Raw genomic sequence first — 14,658 nt, 5'->3', positions numbered from 1 at the left:
TCTTCTCCGATCATAGGAGGCGAACCGGTTGACCGCCTAGGCCGCTCCTGCTCGATCTCCGCCCCTCGCGCGACCCCTTGACCCGGCCCGGCCGAGCCGCGACGCTCGCTCTACACGTCCCGCACCACCCCATCCCTCCCGGAGGTCACCATGAAGGTCGGCTCGCTCGTTCTCCGTCTCGCCGTCGGCGGTCTGTTCGTCGGACACGGACTGCAGAAGCTCCGCGGCTCGTTCGACGGCCCGGGCCTCGACGGCACCGAGCAGATGATGAAGAGCCTGGAGCTGCACCCGGCGCGCCGGAACGCGGTCGCCGCCGCCGTCACCGAGACCGCGGGGGGCGCCGCGCTCGCCCTGGGCCTGGCGACGCCGGTCGCGGCGGCCGGGCTCATCGCGACGATGGTCACGGCCGTCCGCAAGGTGCACTGGTCGAACGGCCTCTGGAACAGCGGCGGGGGCTGGGAGTACAACGGCCTGCTCGCGGCCGCCGCGACCGCGATCGTCGCGGACGGACCGGGCGCTCTCTCCTTCGACGGCCTCGTCGGGAAGCGGAAGTGGGGGGCCGGCTGGGCGCTCTTCGCCCTGGTCGCCGGCGCCGCCGCCTCCACCGCCGTGATCGAGGCCGGACGCCGCGCCGCACCCGCCGAGGTCGAGGACTCCGGCAGCGACACCCTGGCCGCGCCGGACTCCCCCACCGCGTCGGGCGACACCGCCACCGCATGAGCGCACCCCTGCTGATCGAGTAGCCCGCGCAGCGGGCGTATCGAGACCCGGTAGCGTCGGCACGTGACCGCCTCCACTCCTCCCGCCGTCCGCCAGCTCCGCCTCGTCGTCCAGGTGGACGACCTCGACGCGGCGCTCCGCTTCTACCGGGACACCCTCGGTCTGTCCGAGCGCGCCGCCTTCGAGGGTGACGGCGACGCCCGCGTCGCGATCCTCGAGGCCGGCGTCGCCACCCTCGAGCTGGCGAACCCCGCGCAGGTCCGGATGATCGACGGCCTCGAGACGGACGGCGACACGAGCGACCCCCTCCGCGTCGCCTTCGAGGTCGACGACGCCGCCGCAGCGACCGCGGCCCTCGCCGACGCGGGCGCCGCGCTCGTCGCCTCCCCGCGGGAGACGCCGTGGCGCTCGCTCAACTCCCGCCTGCGCTCCCCCGACGGCCTGCAGCTGACGCTGTTCGAGGAGCTCGGAGCGGCGTTCGAGGACGACGCGGACGACGAGCTCCTCCTCTGGCAGCGCGCCGTCGATCGGCTCGACGGCCTCGAGGATCCGGACGGTGTCGTCGAGCGGATGCGAGTGCTCGCCGCGCGCTACCCGGGCACCGACGGCGTCGCGCACTTCGAGCTCGGCGGCGCCCTGGACAGTGCGGGCCACGAGGCGGAGGCGGCCGCGGAGTACGAGCGCGCCGTCGCCGCCGGTCTCGACGACGAGCGGCTCGCCCGGCTGAGCATCCAGTACGCCTCGACCCTGCGGAACCTCGGCCGGACCGAGGAGGCGATCGTCCTCCTCTCCTCCGCCCCGCAGCACCCGTCGATCGGTGCGGCGCGCGAGGTCTTCCTCGCACTCGCCCTTCACAGTGCCGGTCGCACCGACGAGGCGCTGCGGACCGCCCTCGAGGCGCTCGCCCCGACCCTGCCGCGCTACCGCCGATCGGTCGCCGCCTACGCCGCCGATCTCACCGACTCGGCGCCGCAGAGCTGAGACGGCCGGTCGCCGGACGGCGCGCCCACCGCCGCCGGCCGTCGGCCCTGCTCACTCCGCGAGCAGCGCGTCGATCTGCCCCATCGCCTGGTTCATCCCCTCCTCCATGCCCATCTGCACCATCTGCTCGAGCTGCTCGAGGGTCTCGAAGGAGGAGCGGACGGTCATCCGTGTGCGTCCGTCCACCTCGGCGAGGGTGACGACCGCGTGGGTGACCCCCATCGAGTCGTCCGGGCTCCCCTCCTCATCGGCGAAGCCGTCGTCGAATTCGAACCGCGTCGGCTCCTCGACCTTCGTCACCACCCAGTAGCCGCGAGCCTTCTCCCCGTCCGGCCCCGTCATGAAGTACCGGCTTCGCGAGCCCTCCACCGCCTCGTGCGTCTCGAAGGTCGCCGGCCAGGTCGGCGGTCCCCACCAGCGCTCGAGCCGCCGCGGGTCCGCCCAGATCCGCCACACCCGCTCGACGGGCGCCTCGAACTCGGCGGTGATGGTCATGGTCAGGTTCTCGATGTCCTTGACGGACTCCACGACGGTCATCCTGCACGTCCCTTCCTTCGTTCCTCCGGTGGTCGCACCTCGTCCTCGGCGAGGACGTCGGCGATGCGGTCGACGCGATCGCGCCAGAGCAGCTCGTAGGCCTCGAGCAGTCGCGCCGCCCTCCTGAGCGAGGCGACCTCTCCGCTCACGAGCTGCTCCCTCCCGCTGCGGCGCTTGCGGACGAGCTCCGCCCGCTCCAGCACCGCGACGTGCTTCTGCACCGCGGCGAAGGACATCTCGTAGCGTGCCGCGAGCACCGTCACGGACTGCTCCGCTTCCAACACCCGAGCGACGATGTCGCGCCGCGTCCTGTCGGCGAGCGCCTGAAACAGCCGGTCGACATCGCTCTCGTCCTCGATTCGTACAACCATGTGGTTGCACGTTACTCGCGCTCGTCCAAGGCGGCAAGGGCCGCGCTCGGAGCGGCGTCACCACGTGCTCTCCGCGCCGGTCACACGTGTGCCGCCGCCCGGTCCAGCGACCGGGTCGCGGAGTCGAGCACCCAGTCGGGCACGGCGCGGATCTCGAGCACCGACCGGTGGAGCTTCGCCAGCGAGTAGTGCGGGTCGATCCGGAGCGCCTCCTCGAGGTGCCGGGTGGCGATCGAGGAGACGCCGAGCGCCCACCAGCACCAGGCGAGGACGGTCAGCACCGGCGGCCGCGCCTCGACGGGCGCGAGCGCCGCCGCGCGAGCGAGCCGACCTGTCGCTCGCTCGGTCCGCTCGAGATCCGGGCCGGGCCCCGTCCCCATCATCAGCGACGCGGAGAGCAGGTCGTGCGCGTCCTCGAGTCCCGCGTCGGCGTCGCCCTCGACGAGCTCGTCCATCGGGCGGCCGGTGCGCGCCTGCTCCTCCTCGAGCCGCTTCTGACGCCGCCGCTCCTCGATCGCCGTCTCGCAGCCGAGGGCGATCTGCAGGGTCGCCTGATCGCGCAGCGCCGGGGACTGCAGCACCCGGATCAGCGTGGCCTCCTGCCGCGGTGCCGGCGGACCGTGCAGCCACCGCTCGACCAGGCCGATCACGTCGTGCGCCCCCGAGGCGGGATGACGCACGATCGCCTCGACCGTCGCGCGATCGGAGTCCGAGACCGTCGGCAGTGCGGCGAGCGCCGTCACGTCGAGCGGCTCGGGAGCCGCCGCGCGCGCGAGGACGCCGGTCCCGCTCTCCTCGATCTCGGCGAGCGGGCGCGGCTCGCGCGTCTCCTCGATCGAGGTGTAGCGCCCCCAGCCGTCGGCGGCGACACAGGCCACGCCGACGATCCCGAGGTCGGTCCGCTCCAGCCGCCGGAGGACGGTGCGGCCGAGGTCGAGCAGCGGGATGCCGTGCGCGGTCTCGTAGCTCTGCCGCGTGTAGACGATGGCCAGCACCCCGGTCGCCCGCGAGATCGACGCCGTGAAGCGCTCGCACCGGCCCGCCAGCTGGTCGACCTCCGCTCGGCGCAGTCGGTGAGGGATCGGGAAGCGGAAACCGCCTCCGGCCCGGTTCCCGAGGAACGGGACGACGACGAGGGCGTCCTCCGGATGGAGGCCGATCATCGAGGGGACGGCGGCGAGCAGGTCGGGCAGCCCGCTCACGCGGAGGAGCTCCGGCTCCCGGGAGGGGCTGTGGCGGGCGGTGGCGAGGCGATCGGTAGGAGTCATGCCAGCAACGGTCGTCGTCGCCGCCTCCGCCGTGGGAGCCGGTCGGCGGATCCGTGGAGAGCCGCCGCGACTCCTCTCCTGTGGAGGGACGGCGTCACCTCGATGCAGCCGCGTGCATCCGCTCGAGAGCCGCGCGCACCGCCGCGAGCGTGTCCGGATCCCCGTCCACCCGATGCTCCACGCCCACCGGGACCCAGACCAGCGCCGCGAGCAGACCGGCCACCGTCTCCGCCTCCACCGGCCAGCGCGTCCACCGAGCGTCGAGCGCGACGGATCCCGCCGACCACCGTCCGAAGACCCGCACCACCTCGTCGATCGGCATCGCCAGATCGACCATCAGCTCATACCGCGCCGTCCGCCCGGACGACGCCACGAACGCCGCGGCGTCGTCCTCGGGGATCCGCCGCGGCTCGAAGTGCACGCGCGTCTCGAGGAGCCGGCTCACCCGGTCGAGCCGGAACGTCCGCCAGTCCTCGCGCTGCCGGTCCCAGCCGACCAGCACCCAGGAGCGGTGCGTGGACACCACCGCGTGCGGCTCGACGACACGGTCGCTCTCGGCCCCGTCCGCCGCGACGTAGTGGAAGCGGAGCCGTTCGTGGTCGCGGCAGGCCAGCGCCATCCGGCCGAGGATCTCCGGCGGGATCGACGCGGCGCGCGGCCTGGCGGACCGGAGCACGCCGCCGACCGCGCTGACGCGCTCCCGCAGAGCACTCGGCAGCACCTGCTCGAACTTCGCGAGGGCGCTCAGCGTCGTCCGCTCGCCGTCGGCGAGCCCCTCGTCGGCCGCGAGCCGGAGTCCGACCGCCACGGCCACGGCCTCGTCGTCACTGAGGAGCAGCGGGGGAACGCGGCTGCCCGGCTCGAGCCGGTAGCCGCCGAGTGCGCCGCGGGTCGCCGCCACGGCGTAGCCCAGCTCGCGCAGCTGCTCGATGTCGCGGCGCAGAGTCCGCTCCGTCACGCCGAGGCGCGCCGCGAGGACCGGCCCCGACCACTGCCGGTGGGTCTGCAGCAGGGCGAGCAGAGCGAGTGCGCGGGAGGTGGTCGCAGCCATGCCGACATCCTGCTCCTCCATCAGGACGTGATCCGACCTGATGCCGCTCGAACGTCGTCCCCGAGAGCCCGGCCGGGCACTCGAAGGACACGGAGCGGGAGAGACACCATGGACATGAAGCTCGAGCTCGTCGCGGTTCCGGTGACCGACGTCGATAGCGCCAAGCGGTTCTACGTCGAGCGGATCGGCTTCGTCGCCGACCACGACCACACGGTGCACGAGGGGCTGCGCTTCGTGCAGCTGACGCCGCCCGGGTCGGCCTGCTCCATCGTCCTCGGCGTCGGCATCACCGAGATGGTGCCCGGCTCGCAGAAGGGCCTGCAGATGGTCGTCGCGGACGCGGCGAAGGCCCGGGAGGAGCTGCTGGCTCGTGGCGCGGAGGTGTCCGAGGTCGACTCGCAGCCCTGGGGCGAGTTCGTGTACTTCGCCGATCCCGACGGCAACACCTGGGCTCTGCAGCAGATCGTGATCCCCGATCTGTCCTAGCGGGGGGCGCTCTTCTCGGCGGCCGGATCGGATTCTGAGACGATCCGCGCCCGCCCGACACTGTCAGAGTGAGAGGGAGAGGAGGTCCGCGGATGACGCCCACTCAGGAGAGCACGCCTCAGGCGCGAACGCCTCGGGAGGAGACGACGGCACCTCGCGGGGCGGGCACCGCCTCGGAGGAGACCGACGCCGAGCTCGTGCGCCGCGCGGCTGCGGGCAGCGAGCTCGCCTTCCGCTCCCTCTATCGCGCCTACGTCCGCCCCGTCTACTGGCTCGCGCACGGAATCCTCCGCGACCCCCGGGACGCCGAGGACGTCGCGCAGGAGACCTTCGTCCTCGCCTGGAGCCGACTCGGCGGGCTCGAGCTGGTGAGCGATTCCCTCCTCCCCTGGCTCGCGACGATCTGCCGCTTCCAAGCGGCCAACCGCCTGCGCTCCCGCCTCCGCGACCGGGAGCGGACCGTCGAGGCCGACGACGAGACGCCCTCTCCGCACGACCTCGAGCAGCAGATCGTCACCGCGGCGCTCGCCGAGGCGATCCTCCGAGAGACGGCCGGGCTCGCCGAGCTCGACCGTGCGATCTTCCGCCTCTGCGCCACCGAGGGGCGCGGCTACGAGGAGGCCGCGGTCACCCTGGGCGTTTCGCACGCCACCGTCCGCAACCGCCTGTCGCGCGTCCGTCGACGCCTCCGACTCGTGGTCGACGACTTCCGAGGAGCCGAGACGTCATGACCGAACCCACCGACGAGCGGGTGAATGCGCTCCAGGCCTCCGAGTTCCAGCCTGCCGAGATCCACGCGTCCGATCGCCCAGCGCCCGAGCTCGACACCCTCGACGAGGACCGCGTCTCGGCACTCGAGGCGCGGGTCTTCCGCTCCATCAGCGCCGCGCGCCGCGAGAGAGGAGCCCGCCGCCGACGCGTCGCCGCGATCGGGAGTGTCGCCGCGGGCCTCCTCGTGGTCGCCGTCGTCGTCGGCCCCCTGATCGGAGGCGGTGTCGGAGTGGGGTCCGCTTCGAGCGCGGCAGGGTCCTCGAGCGAGGCAGGCGGTCCCGACTCCGGGCAGTCGGGCGCGGACTACGCGCCGCAGTTCACCGACGGCTCGGCACAGGGCTCGGCGGAGGCACCCGGCGACGCGTCCGCGGAGGGGACCGGCAGGGAGGTCGTCTCCACGGCGAACGCGACGCTCGAGGCCGGCTCCGTCGCCGACGCGATCGCCGCGCTCAGCGCGACCGCCGCCGCGCTCGGCGGCTACGTCGAGAGCTCCAGCATCAGCTCCAGCACCTCCGAGCCGGCGGCCGGAACCGACCCCGCTCTCGACCCGTCGCAGTACGCGCCCCTGCCCGAGGGCGCTGGGAGCGTCTCGATCCGGGTCCCCGCTGACCGGCTCGCCGACGCTCGAGAGTCGCTGGCGGCCCTCGGCACGGTGACCGGCTCGTCGATCGACCGGCGCGACGTGACCACCCAGGCGATCGACCTCCGCGCGCGGGTCGACGCCGCCCAGGCCTCCGTCGACCGGCTGACCGAGCTGATCGCCCAGGCCGGCAGCCTCGCCGACCTCCTCGCCGCGGAGTCCGCTCTCGCCGATCGCCAGGCCTCGCTCGAGTCCTCCCAGCAGCAGCTCGCCGCCCTCGAGGGCCAGGTATCGCTGGCGACCCTCACGGTGACGGTCCTCCCGGAGTCGTCCCCCGTCACCGCAGAGCCCACCGGCTTCCTCGACGGCCTGCTCGCCGGCTGGAACGGTCTGGTCGTCGCCGCGAACGGCGCCCTCATCGGCCTCGGCTTCCTCCTCCCCTGGCTCGCCGTCGTCGCCGTGATCGCGCTCATCGTGGTGGCGGTCCGCCGTCGTCGCGGGCCACCCACCGGCGCGCCGACATCGGGTCGGCCGGGCCCCGATCGGAGCGAGGGCGCCGACGGAAGCACGGTCGAGAGTGCAGGCAGTGGCAGGAGCCGGGCCGCCGGAGGGTGACCGCGCCGCGAGCAGCGGTGACGTCAGCCGCGCAGCACCTTCGTCATCGCCTTGCCCTTCGCCAGCTCGTCGACCAGCTTGTCCAGCCAGCGGATCCGCTGCATCAGCGGATCCTCGACGCTCTCGACGCGAACGCCGCAGACGACTCCCGTGATCAGGGCCGCGCTCGGGTTCATCGGCGCCGCGGCGAAGAAGTCCTCGAAGGTCGTCCCGGCCTCGAGGTGGCGGTGCAGCTCCTCGTCCGAGAAGCCGGTCAGCCACACGATCACCTCGTCGACCTCGGCCCTCGTCCTCCCTTTCCGCTCGGCCTTCGCCACGTAGTGCGGGTACACGGAGGCGACGCTCGTCGTGAAGATCCGGTGCATGCGTCGAAGGGTAGCCCCGCACCCCCGACCACGGCGAGGCCGCGCCCTGCGGACCCCGCCGATCAGCCCCGAGCCCGCGCCGCGTAGACCGCGGGCGTGGCCGCATCGCCGAGCAGGGCACGCACGCCGAGCTGCTCGCCACCGGCGGGCCGTACGCGCTCCTGTGGGCGTCGTGGAGCGGCCTTCCGCGCCAGTGAAGCGGCAGGGAGCGGACAGGCGGAGCAGGCTCCGCCGCTCACCGACGGGATGTCGGTGCAGTGCACGAGAATGACGGCATGCCCGCCGTCGCTCAGGTTCATCACCTCCGCAAGCTCGCCGATGACGACGTCGCCCTGCGCCTTCTCTCGACCGACAACCTCCCCGTCATCGCGGGACTCCTCGGCACGCACCTCGGCGCCGACGAGCGACGGGTCGACGCGGAGGAGCTGTACGAGCGCCTCGACGGCGACCTCGAGCGGCTGCGCGATCAGGGCCTGCACCTCCCTCTGAGTGCGAAGGGCTACTGCGCCGACTGGCGTTCGGCCGGCTACCTCGTGCGTCGGCCGTCGACCGAGGCTCGCGGCGAGACGTTCGAGCTGTCCCCCGAGGCCATCGTCGCGATCCGCTTTCTGGAAGGGCGAGCCGCGCCGCGCTCGAGCGTGACGGAGTCACGGCTCACCGGTCTCGCGACGCAGGTCCGGCTCCTCGCGATCGAGACCGACCCCGACACGAACACCCGGGTCGCGCTGCTCGAGGAGGAGCTCGATCGCATCGAACGACGCATCCGCGACCTGCAGGCCGGAGACGCCCCCACGCTCGACCCCGATCGCGCGCTCGAGAGGGTGCGCGACCTCCTCGCCCAGGCCGCCGAGGTGCCCGACGACTTCGCCCGCGTCCGCGGCGAGTTCGAGGCGCTCAATGCGTCACTGCGAGCCAAGATCGTCGAATCCGGCGCCTCCCAGGCGACCGTCGTCGACGAGGTGTTCCGCGGGATCGACCACATCAGCGACTCGGACGCGGGGCGCAGCTTCGCCGCGTTCTCGCAGCTCGTGCTCGATCCCGCGCTCGGCGCGGCGTTCGAGGCGGATGTCCGGCGGATCCTCGACCGCTCGTTCGCCAGCGCTCTCAGTTCGGCGGAGCGCCGGTCGCTGCGCTCCTTCCTGACGACGCTCAAGGGCCGCAGCGCGGAGATCCACGACGTGATCACCCTCTTCGCGCGGGCGCTCCGCCGCTACGTGCAGTCCCAGGACTACCAGCAGGATCGGGTGATGCGCTCGCTCCTCCGGACCGCGCAGCACGCAGGCATCACTGCCGCACCGCACACTCGGCCGTGGTCGTCCGTCGGTCTGTCTCTCGACCTCTCCGCGGTCTCGATGACGAGCGTCGGCTCGATCGACCTCCACGATCCGGCCGAGCTCGACGCCACCGCGGAGATCCACGAGAACCCCGCGGCGGTCGCCGACCTCGCGCACCTCCGGGCTCTGGCCCGGGAGACCGAGATCGACTTCGACGAGCTCATCCGCAACACGAACGATCTGCTCGCCGCGCGAGGGTCCTGCACGGTGGCCGAGGTCCTGCAGGTCCATCCCGCGACGCAGGGCGTCGGCAGCGTCGTCGGCCTGCTCGCCCTCGCAGCCGAGCAGGGAACCGTCGACGACGAGCTCGAGATGCTCTCCTGGCGCGGCACCGACGAGATCCCACGGACCGCCGTCGTCGCGGCGCACCGCTTCATCGGGACCGTGTCGTGACCGGCGAGCAGCAGGCCGTGCCCTCCTCCGCCGGAACGGACGACCTCGACGAGCCAGGTCTCTGGCAGGGTGACAGCGGGACCTTGCCCGACCGCACCCGGCGCGTGCAGCTCCGGCTCATCCGGGGCCCCTACCTCTCGGGAGCACGGGAGCCGCAGCTCTGGGCCGTGCTCCTGAGCGACGAGAGAGTGATCCGCTCGCGACTCGCCGATCTCTTCCTCGAGCTGGTCCTCGACCGCGACCGCGAGTTCGCGTTCGTGCGGAACGCGCCCTCCGACGACGCACCGAGCGCGGTGCGCTCCGAAGCCCTGACCTTCCTCGACAGCGCGATGCTGCTCGTGCTTCGGCAGACCCTGCTGAGCGAGGAGGGGCGAGGACGCGTGATCGTGGGCAGGACCGAGGTGCTCGAGCAGCTGACCGTCTACCGCACCAAGGATCGCGACGAGAAGGACTTCGCAAGCCGCCTGAACGCGTCCTGGCACAAGATGCAGAACAAACTGCGTGTCCTGCACCCGCTGAAGGACGACCGCGCTGAGATCTCTCCGGTGCTGCGGCTCATCGTCGACGCCGACCAGGTCCGCGCCATCACTGCCGAGTACGAACGGATCTCTCGGCAGGGTGCGGCCGCTCCCGAGGCCCTCCGCGACGAGAGCGACGACGAAGACCTGAAGGACGAGGACGACGAATGACGATGCTCACCTTCGACGACGACGCCTCCGACGTGACGCCCGGGCTTGAGCCCACCCGGCAGTGGCGCCTGGCGGAGGTCGAGCTCTTCAACTGGGGCACCTTCTCCGGCCGGGTGAGAATCGGCATCGCGCGCTCCGGCCACCTCCTCACCGGCGCGTCGGGCTCGGGCAAGTCGTCCGTACTCGACGGGATCGCCGCGGTCGTGACTCCCGACCGCTGGCTCAGGCTGAACGCCGCGGCACAGGACGGCGCCTCCAGGCAGAGCGATCGCTCCCTGATGAGCTACGTGCGGGGCGCCTGGACGAAGGAGGTCGACGAGAGCTCCGACCGGGCGACCACGACCTTCCTCCGGTCCCGCGCCACGTGGAGCGGGGTCCTGCTGCGCTACGAGAACCTGCACGACGACCCCGTCGTGCTCGCTCGTGTCTTCCATGCTCCGGGCACCCGCACCGAGACGACCGCGCTGAAGGACGCCCGGATCTTCACGCGCGGCGACCTCGACATCGTCGCCCTTGCGCCGCACGTCGCGACCGGAATCGATGCGCGGCGGATGTCGGCCGCGCTGCCCGACGCGCTCATCACGACCGGCGGCAAGCACGGCAGGTTCCACGAGCGGGTGGTCCGGCACTTCGGCTTCCGCAGCGACACCACGCTGCAGCTGCTCCACAAGACGCAGTCCGCGAAGAATCTCGGGACGCTCGACGCCCTCTTCCGCGGTTTCATGCTCGAGTCCCCAGCGACCTTCGCGCGGGCCGACAATGCGGTGGAGCAGTTCGTCGAACTCGATCACGCGCACGCGCACGTCGTCGATCTCCGGCGCCAGGCCGACGCCCTGCGGTCGCTCGACGCCTCGATCACGGCGTTCGATCTCGCCTCCGCCGAGTCGTCCTCGGTCGCCCAGCTGCACGACGCTGTCGAGCCGTACACCGATTCGGTCAAGCGGCGGCTGGCGCACGAGGCGCTCGGCCCCGCGCGCGCGACACTCGCCAGAGCCCGGTCGCGGTTGTCTGATACCTCGCGCCAGCAGGCGATCGCGCGGGGTGCCCTCGACACTGCCGTCGCGAGGGTGCGGGAGGAGGGCGGCGCTCGTGTCGAGCTGCTGCAGGAGCGGATCACCGCCGCCGAGCGGGCCGAGCGCGAGGTGACACGGGAGCGAGATCGCCTGTCGAGTGAGCTGAAGCGGATCGGCGTTCCGCTGCCTGCCGATGCGGCGCAGTTCGCCGACCTCCTCGCGACGGCCGCCGCCGAGCTGACGAAGCGCGTGGCTCCTGTGCCCCATTCCATCCGGGATGCGGCGAGCGAGACCCGGAAGCGGTTGGCAGCCGTCGAGGCTCAGATCGTCGCACTGCGCGAGCATCGCAGTAATCTCGACCCTCGGCTCCTCGCCGCGCGCCGTTTCCTCGCCCGCTCGCTCGGCGTTCCGGACGCTGCGGTTCCCTTCGCCGGCGAGCTCGTCGCCGTCCTGCCCGAGCACGCGGCCTGGCGCGGCGCGATCGAGCGGGTGCTCGCACCACTCGCCACGACGCTCCTCGTGCCCGACGACCTCCTCCCTGCAGCTCGTCGGGCGTCCGACGCCCGACATCTCGGTGTCCGTCTGGTGATGGAGGCCGTCCCGGAGGTGAGCGAGCCACCTCGCCGACCACGCGACCCCCGCTCACTCCTCCATCGCGTCACGGTGAGTGAGGGCCCGTTCACCCTGTTCCTCCGGCGGCGACTCGCATCCGACTTCGATTTCGCCTGCGTGGCCGACGCCGACGAGCTCGATGACGTCGACCGCGGAGTGACGATCGGCGGGCTCGTCAAGCGCACCTCGCGCCGATACGAGAAGGACGACCGCTCCGCCGTCGGCGATGCGACCCGGTGGCTTCTCGGCGGTGACACGGAGGCGCGGCTGGACGCGCTCCTCGCTCAGCAGCGGGAGGCCGAACGTGCCAGCGCGACGGCCGCCGCAGCCGACGGGAAGGCGGACGCCGCACGAGAATCAGCGCTCGGTCAGCGAGCGGTCCTCGAGAGGGTCGTGACGGTCTCGTGGGAGCGCATCGACCTCGCCGCGGCTGCGGAGCTCAGTGCGGCGCACCGCGCGGAGCTGAGAACTCTGACGTCGCGGTCGTCATCGCTGCGCGACGCGCAGGAGGCTCGGGAGCAGGCGGCCTCGCAGCTCGAGGACGCCACGCACCGGAACGAGCAGGCGCTCCGCGAGGAGGCGATCGCTCAGGGTGCGCTCGAGCGGATCGAGTCGCAGCTCGCTGCTCTGGAATCCGCACCCCCTTCGAGCCTGGACGACTCCTCAGCCGAAGCCCTCGGCGCTCGGTTCCGGGCCGAGAGGCGCTCGCTGACCCTCGAGACCGTGGACGCGATCGCGCGCGCCGTGCAATCGGCACTCTCCCGGGAGAAGGACATCGCCGCGCGACGCAGTGGCGACGCCGCGGCCGCCTTCGCCGCGGGTGCCGCCGCGTTCCGCGCCGCCTGGCCCGCGGCGGGCGCCGATCTGACCGCCGAGATCGCAGACAGGTACGGCTACCGGGCTCTCCTCGAGGGCATCCTCAGCCGGGGGCTCCCGGAGAAGGAGAGCGACTTCCGGCGCCTGCTTCGAGAGCGGTCGCGGGACGTCGTGGCCCACCTCCTCGGCGATCTGCGGGATGCGCCGGGACTCGTCCGGGAGCGCATCCTGCCGGTCAACGCCTCTCTCGGACGGTCTCCGTTCGAAGGACGGGACCGATTCCTCGAGATCGACATCAGGACGACGCGCTCCCCCGAGGTCGAGGACTTCCTCGCGAATCTGCGCCGCATCGTCGAGGGCAACTGGGCCGACGAGTCCGCGGCGGGCGCCGAGCAGCGCTTCGCCGTCCTGCGCACGGTGATGGGTCGGCTGGGCTCGCGGGACCGGGTCGATCAGGACTGGCGCGCTCGCGTTCTCGACACCCGCCTGCACGTCAGCTTCCTCGCCCGCGAGAAGGACGCCGCGGGGACCGTCCTCCGGGTGTACGACTCCGCCGAGGGGCTGTCGGGCGGTCAGCGGCAGAAGCTCGTCATCTTCTGCCTCGCGGCCGCGCTCCGCTATCAGCTCACCGAGGAGGAGGCGGAGTCACCCCGGTTCGGGACGATCATTCTCGACGAGGCGTTCGACAAGGCCGACAGCCGTTACACGCGGAACGCGATGGACGTCTTCCGCTCGTTCGGGTTCCACATGGTCCTCGCCACGCCGCAGAAGCTCCTCCAGACACTCGAGCCCTATGTGGGCGCCATCACCGCGGTGTCCAACCCGGACCGCAACGCCTCGAGGATCGCCGACGTGGTGTTCTCTCCGCAGGAGGCCGGCGGAACGCCTGGAGAGGAACAGCATCGATGACGGCACCTGTCACCGTGGCCGACCTCCGCGACCGCGCCCAGCGGATCTTCCAGCGCGAATCGCGCTCATGGGCTGCGCGCGGCGACCAGGAGCCGATGCTCGATCTCCCGCTCCATCCGCCCACCGAGCGCGATGCATTGACCGATCTGGATGCCGCGCGGACCTGGGTGGAGTCCTGGCGCCGCGCGGCGGAGTCCGGCGAGATCGAGGTCTCCTGGACGGTGCGGAGCTGGTCGAGGGTCGGATCACAGGAGATACCGGAGCGCGCCGTCGTCCGGGGGGCCACCTCGATCGCGCGTGCGGCGGGAGCGGAGCCCGAGTGGCTGCGCCTGCGGCACCGCATCGATGCGCTCCGATCCCTCACCGGTGGCGGAGACGCCGCGGTCGCGACACTGCAGACCCACGCGCGCACCATCACGGCACTGACCGAGGACGACTTCGACCGGCTCGTCGCCGTCCTCCTCTGGCTGCGGGACAATCCGGTCTCGAACCGGTTCGTCCGCGAACTCCCCATTCGCGGCATCGACTCGAAGTGGATCGAGCGACGCCTCGGTCTCGTGACGGCACTGCACCGCTCCACGACCGGCGCCATCGATCTCGGACTGAGGAAGCCGTCGACGCTCCTGCGGGTGCGCATCCTGGACTCCGCCCTCGCCCTGTCCGGACTCTCCGACGTGACGGCGCCGATCGACGATCTCGCCCGGTTGTCCTTCCACCCCTCGAGGGTCTTCGTCTTCGAGAACCTCGCCACGGTCCTGGCGATGCCGGACGTACCGGGCGCGGTCGTCCTGCACGGGGGAGGCGACCGAGCGGGACTGGTCTCGCATCTGCCCTGGGCCCGCGAGGTCACCTACTGGGGTGATCTCGACTCCCAGGGCTTCTCGATCCTGCACCGCCTGCGGGCGCTCGGTGTCGCCGCGACATCTGCGCTGATGGACACGGAGACCCTCCTCGCCCACCGCGACCTCTGGGGGACCGACCCGGCACCCGATCTGGGAGCCCTTCCTCTGCTCACCCGCTCCGAGGACGACGCTCTGAGTCTCCTCAGCACCGCGGGCAACATCCGACTCGAGCAGGAGCGGATCGCCTGGTCGTACGCGCTCGATCGCCTCGGGGCGCTCTGACCACGCGGGGCGCTGATCACGAC

14 protein-coding genes are annotated in these 14,658 nt (G+C 72.2%); 9 read left to right on the top strand and 5 right to left on the bottom strand.

Annotated elements, in window-relative coordinates; genetic code table 11:
• The first annotated feature begins 150 nt into the window (after positions 1–150).
• Both EDF36_RS10125 and EDF36_RS10120 read left to right on the top strand, forming a co-directional pair.
• A complete protein-coding gene (locus tag EDF36_RS10125; RefSeq protein ID WP_123706581.1) occupies positions 151–720 on the top strand; it encodes a DoxX family protein in 570 nt (189 codons plus the stop codon).
• Positions 721–783: 63 nt separating this feature from the next.
• Entirely contained in the window at positions 784–1,701 is a 918-nt protein-coding gene (locus EDF36_RS10120; protein WP_123706582.1) for a tetratricopeptide repeat protein, read from the top strand.
• Positions 1,702–1,752: 51 nt separating this feature from the next.
• On the opposite strand, the gene EDF36_RS10115 is transcribed toward EDF36_RS10120, so the two are convergent.
• The 4 genes from EDF36_RS10115 to EDF36_RS10100 form a co-directional block, all read right to left on the bottom strand.
• The gene (locus EDF36_RS10115; protein ID WP_123706583.1) at positions 1,753–2,238 is read right to left on the bottom strand and encodes an SRPBCC domain-containing protein; all 486 of its coding nucleotides are present in this window, start codon (positions 2,236–2,238) and stop codon (positions 1,753–1,755) included.
• Positions 2,235–2,609, bottom strand: coding sequence for a helix-turn-helix domain-containing protein (locus EDF36_RS10110; protein ID WP_123446055.1), 375 nt, complete (start codon positions 2,607–2,609; stop codon positions 2,235–2,237). The genes EDF36_RS10115 and EDF36_RS10110 overlap by 4 nt, the downstream gene beginning before the upstream one ends.
• 80 nt (positions 2,610–2,689) lie before the next feature.
• Complete coding sequence (locus EDF36_RS10105; protein ID WP_123732929.1) at positions 2,690–3,877, bottom strand: DUF4192 family protein; 1,188 nt, start codon at positions 3,875–3,877, stop codon at positions 2,690–2,692.
• A gap of 94 nt (positions 3,878–3,971) precedes the next feature.
• Positions 3,972–4,928, bottom strand: a complete 957-nt coding sequence (locus EDF36_RS10100) for a YafY family protein (protein WP_185020441.1) — start codon at positions 4,926–4,928, stop codon at positions 3,972–3,974.
• A 108-nt stretch (positions 4,929–5,036) separates the two neighbouring features.
• Between EDF36_RS10100 and EDF36_RS10095 the strand changes: the two genes are divergently transcribed.
• The 3 genes from EDF36_RS10095 (at position 5,037) to EDF36_RS10085 (ending at position 7,380) form a co-directional block, all read left to right on the top strand.
• Positions 5,037–5,414 carry a VOC family protein gene (locus EDF36_RS10095; protein WP_123732927.1) on the top strand — a complete coding sequence of 126 codons (378 nt, stop codon included), beginning with the start codon at positions 5,037–5,039 and terminating at the stop codon, positions 5,412–5,414.
• A gap of 92 nt (positions 5,415–5,506) precedes the next feature.
• Positions 5,507–6,145, top strand: coding sequence for an RNA polymerase sigma factor (locus EDF36_RS10090; RefSeq protein ID WP_123732926.1), 639 nt, complete (start codon positions 5,507–5,509; stop codon positions 6,143–6,145).
• The gene (locus tag EDF36_RS10085) at positions 6,142–7,380 is read left to right on the top strand and encodes a DUF4349 domain-containing protein (protein WP_123732925.1); all 1,239 of its coding nucleotides are present in this window, start codon (positions 6,142–6,144) and stop codon (positions 7,378–7,380) included. Before EDF36_RS10090 ends, EDF36_RS10085 begins: the two co-directional genes overlap by 4 nt.
• 23 nt (positions 7,381–7,403) lie before the next feature.
• Here the strand turns inward: EDF36_RS10085 and EDF36_RS10080 are convergent, their stop codons facing one another.
• Positions 7,404–7,745, bottom strand: coding sequence for a DUF2200 domain-containing protein (locus EDF36_RS10080; RefSeq protein WP_123732924.1), 342 nt, complete (start codon positions 7,743–7,745; stop codon positions 7,404–7,406).
• A gap of 275 nt (positions 7,746–8,020) precedes the next feature.
• On the opposite strand from EDF36_RS10080, the gene EDF36_RS10075 reads away from it, so the two are divergent.
• Genes EDF36_RS10075 through EDF36_RS10060 form a run of 4 tightly spaced genes read left to right on the top strand, consistent with a single transcriptional unit; the run spans position 8,021 to position 14,635 of the window.
• The gene (locus EDF36_RS10075; RefSeq protein ID WP_123732923.1) at positions 8,021–9,472 is read left to right on the top strand and encodes a DUF3375 domain-containing protein; all 1,452 of its coding nucleotides are present in this window, start codon (positions 8,021–8,023) and stop codon (positions 9,470–9,472) included.
• Positions 9,469–10,161: a DUF4194 domain-containing protein gene (locus EDF36_RS10070; RefSeq protein WP_260300666.1), complete on the top strand. Its 693-nt coding sequence runs from the start codon at positions 9,469–9,471 to the stop codon at positions 10,159–10,161. The genes EDF36_RS10075 and EDF36_RS10070 overlap by 4 nt, the downstream gene beginning before the upstream one ends.
• The gene (locus tag EDF36_RS10065) at positions 10,158–13,511 is read left to right on the top strand and encodes an ATP-binding protein (protein ID WP_123732922.1); all 3,354 of its coding nucleotides are present in this window, start codon (positions 10,158–10,160) and stop codon (positions 13,509–13,511) included. The genes EDF36_RS10070 and EDF36_RS10065 overlap by 4 nt, the downstream gene beginning before the upstream one ends.
• Positions 13,508–14,635 (top strand): DUF3322 domain-containing protein, encoded by a 1,128-nt coding sequence (locus EDF36_RS10060; protein WP_123732921.1) that lies wholly within the window; start codon positions 13,508–13,510, stop codon positions 14,633–14,635. The genes EDF36_RS10065 and EDF36_RS10060 overlap by 4 nt, the downstream gene beginning before the upstream one ends.
• The last annotated feature ends 23 nt before the right edge of the window (positions 14,636–14,658 follow it).

It is taken from the genome of Rathayibacter sp. PhB152 (genome assembly GCF_003751395.1).
GTDB classification, from domain to species: Bacteria; Actinomycetota; Actinomycetes; order Actinomycetales; family Microbacteriaceae; genus Rathayibacter; species Rathayibacter festucae.
The sequence above is the reverse complement of the archived record's forward strand: the minus strand, read 5'-3'. Positions and strand labels throughout refer to the sequence as shown.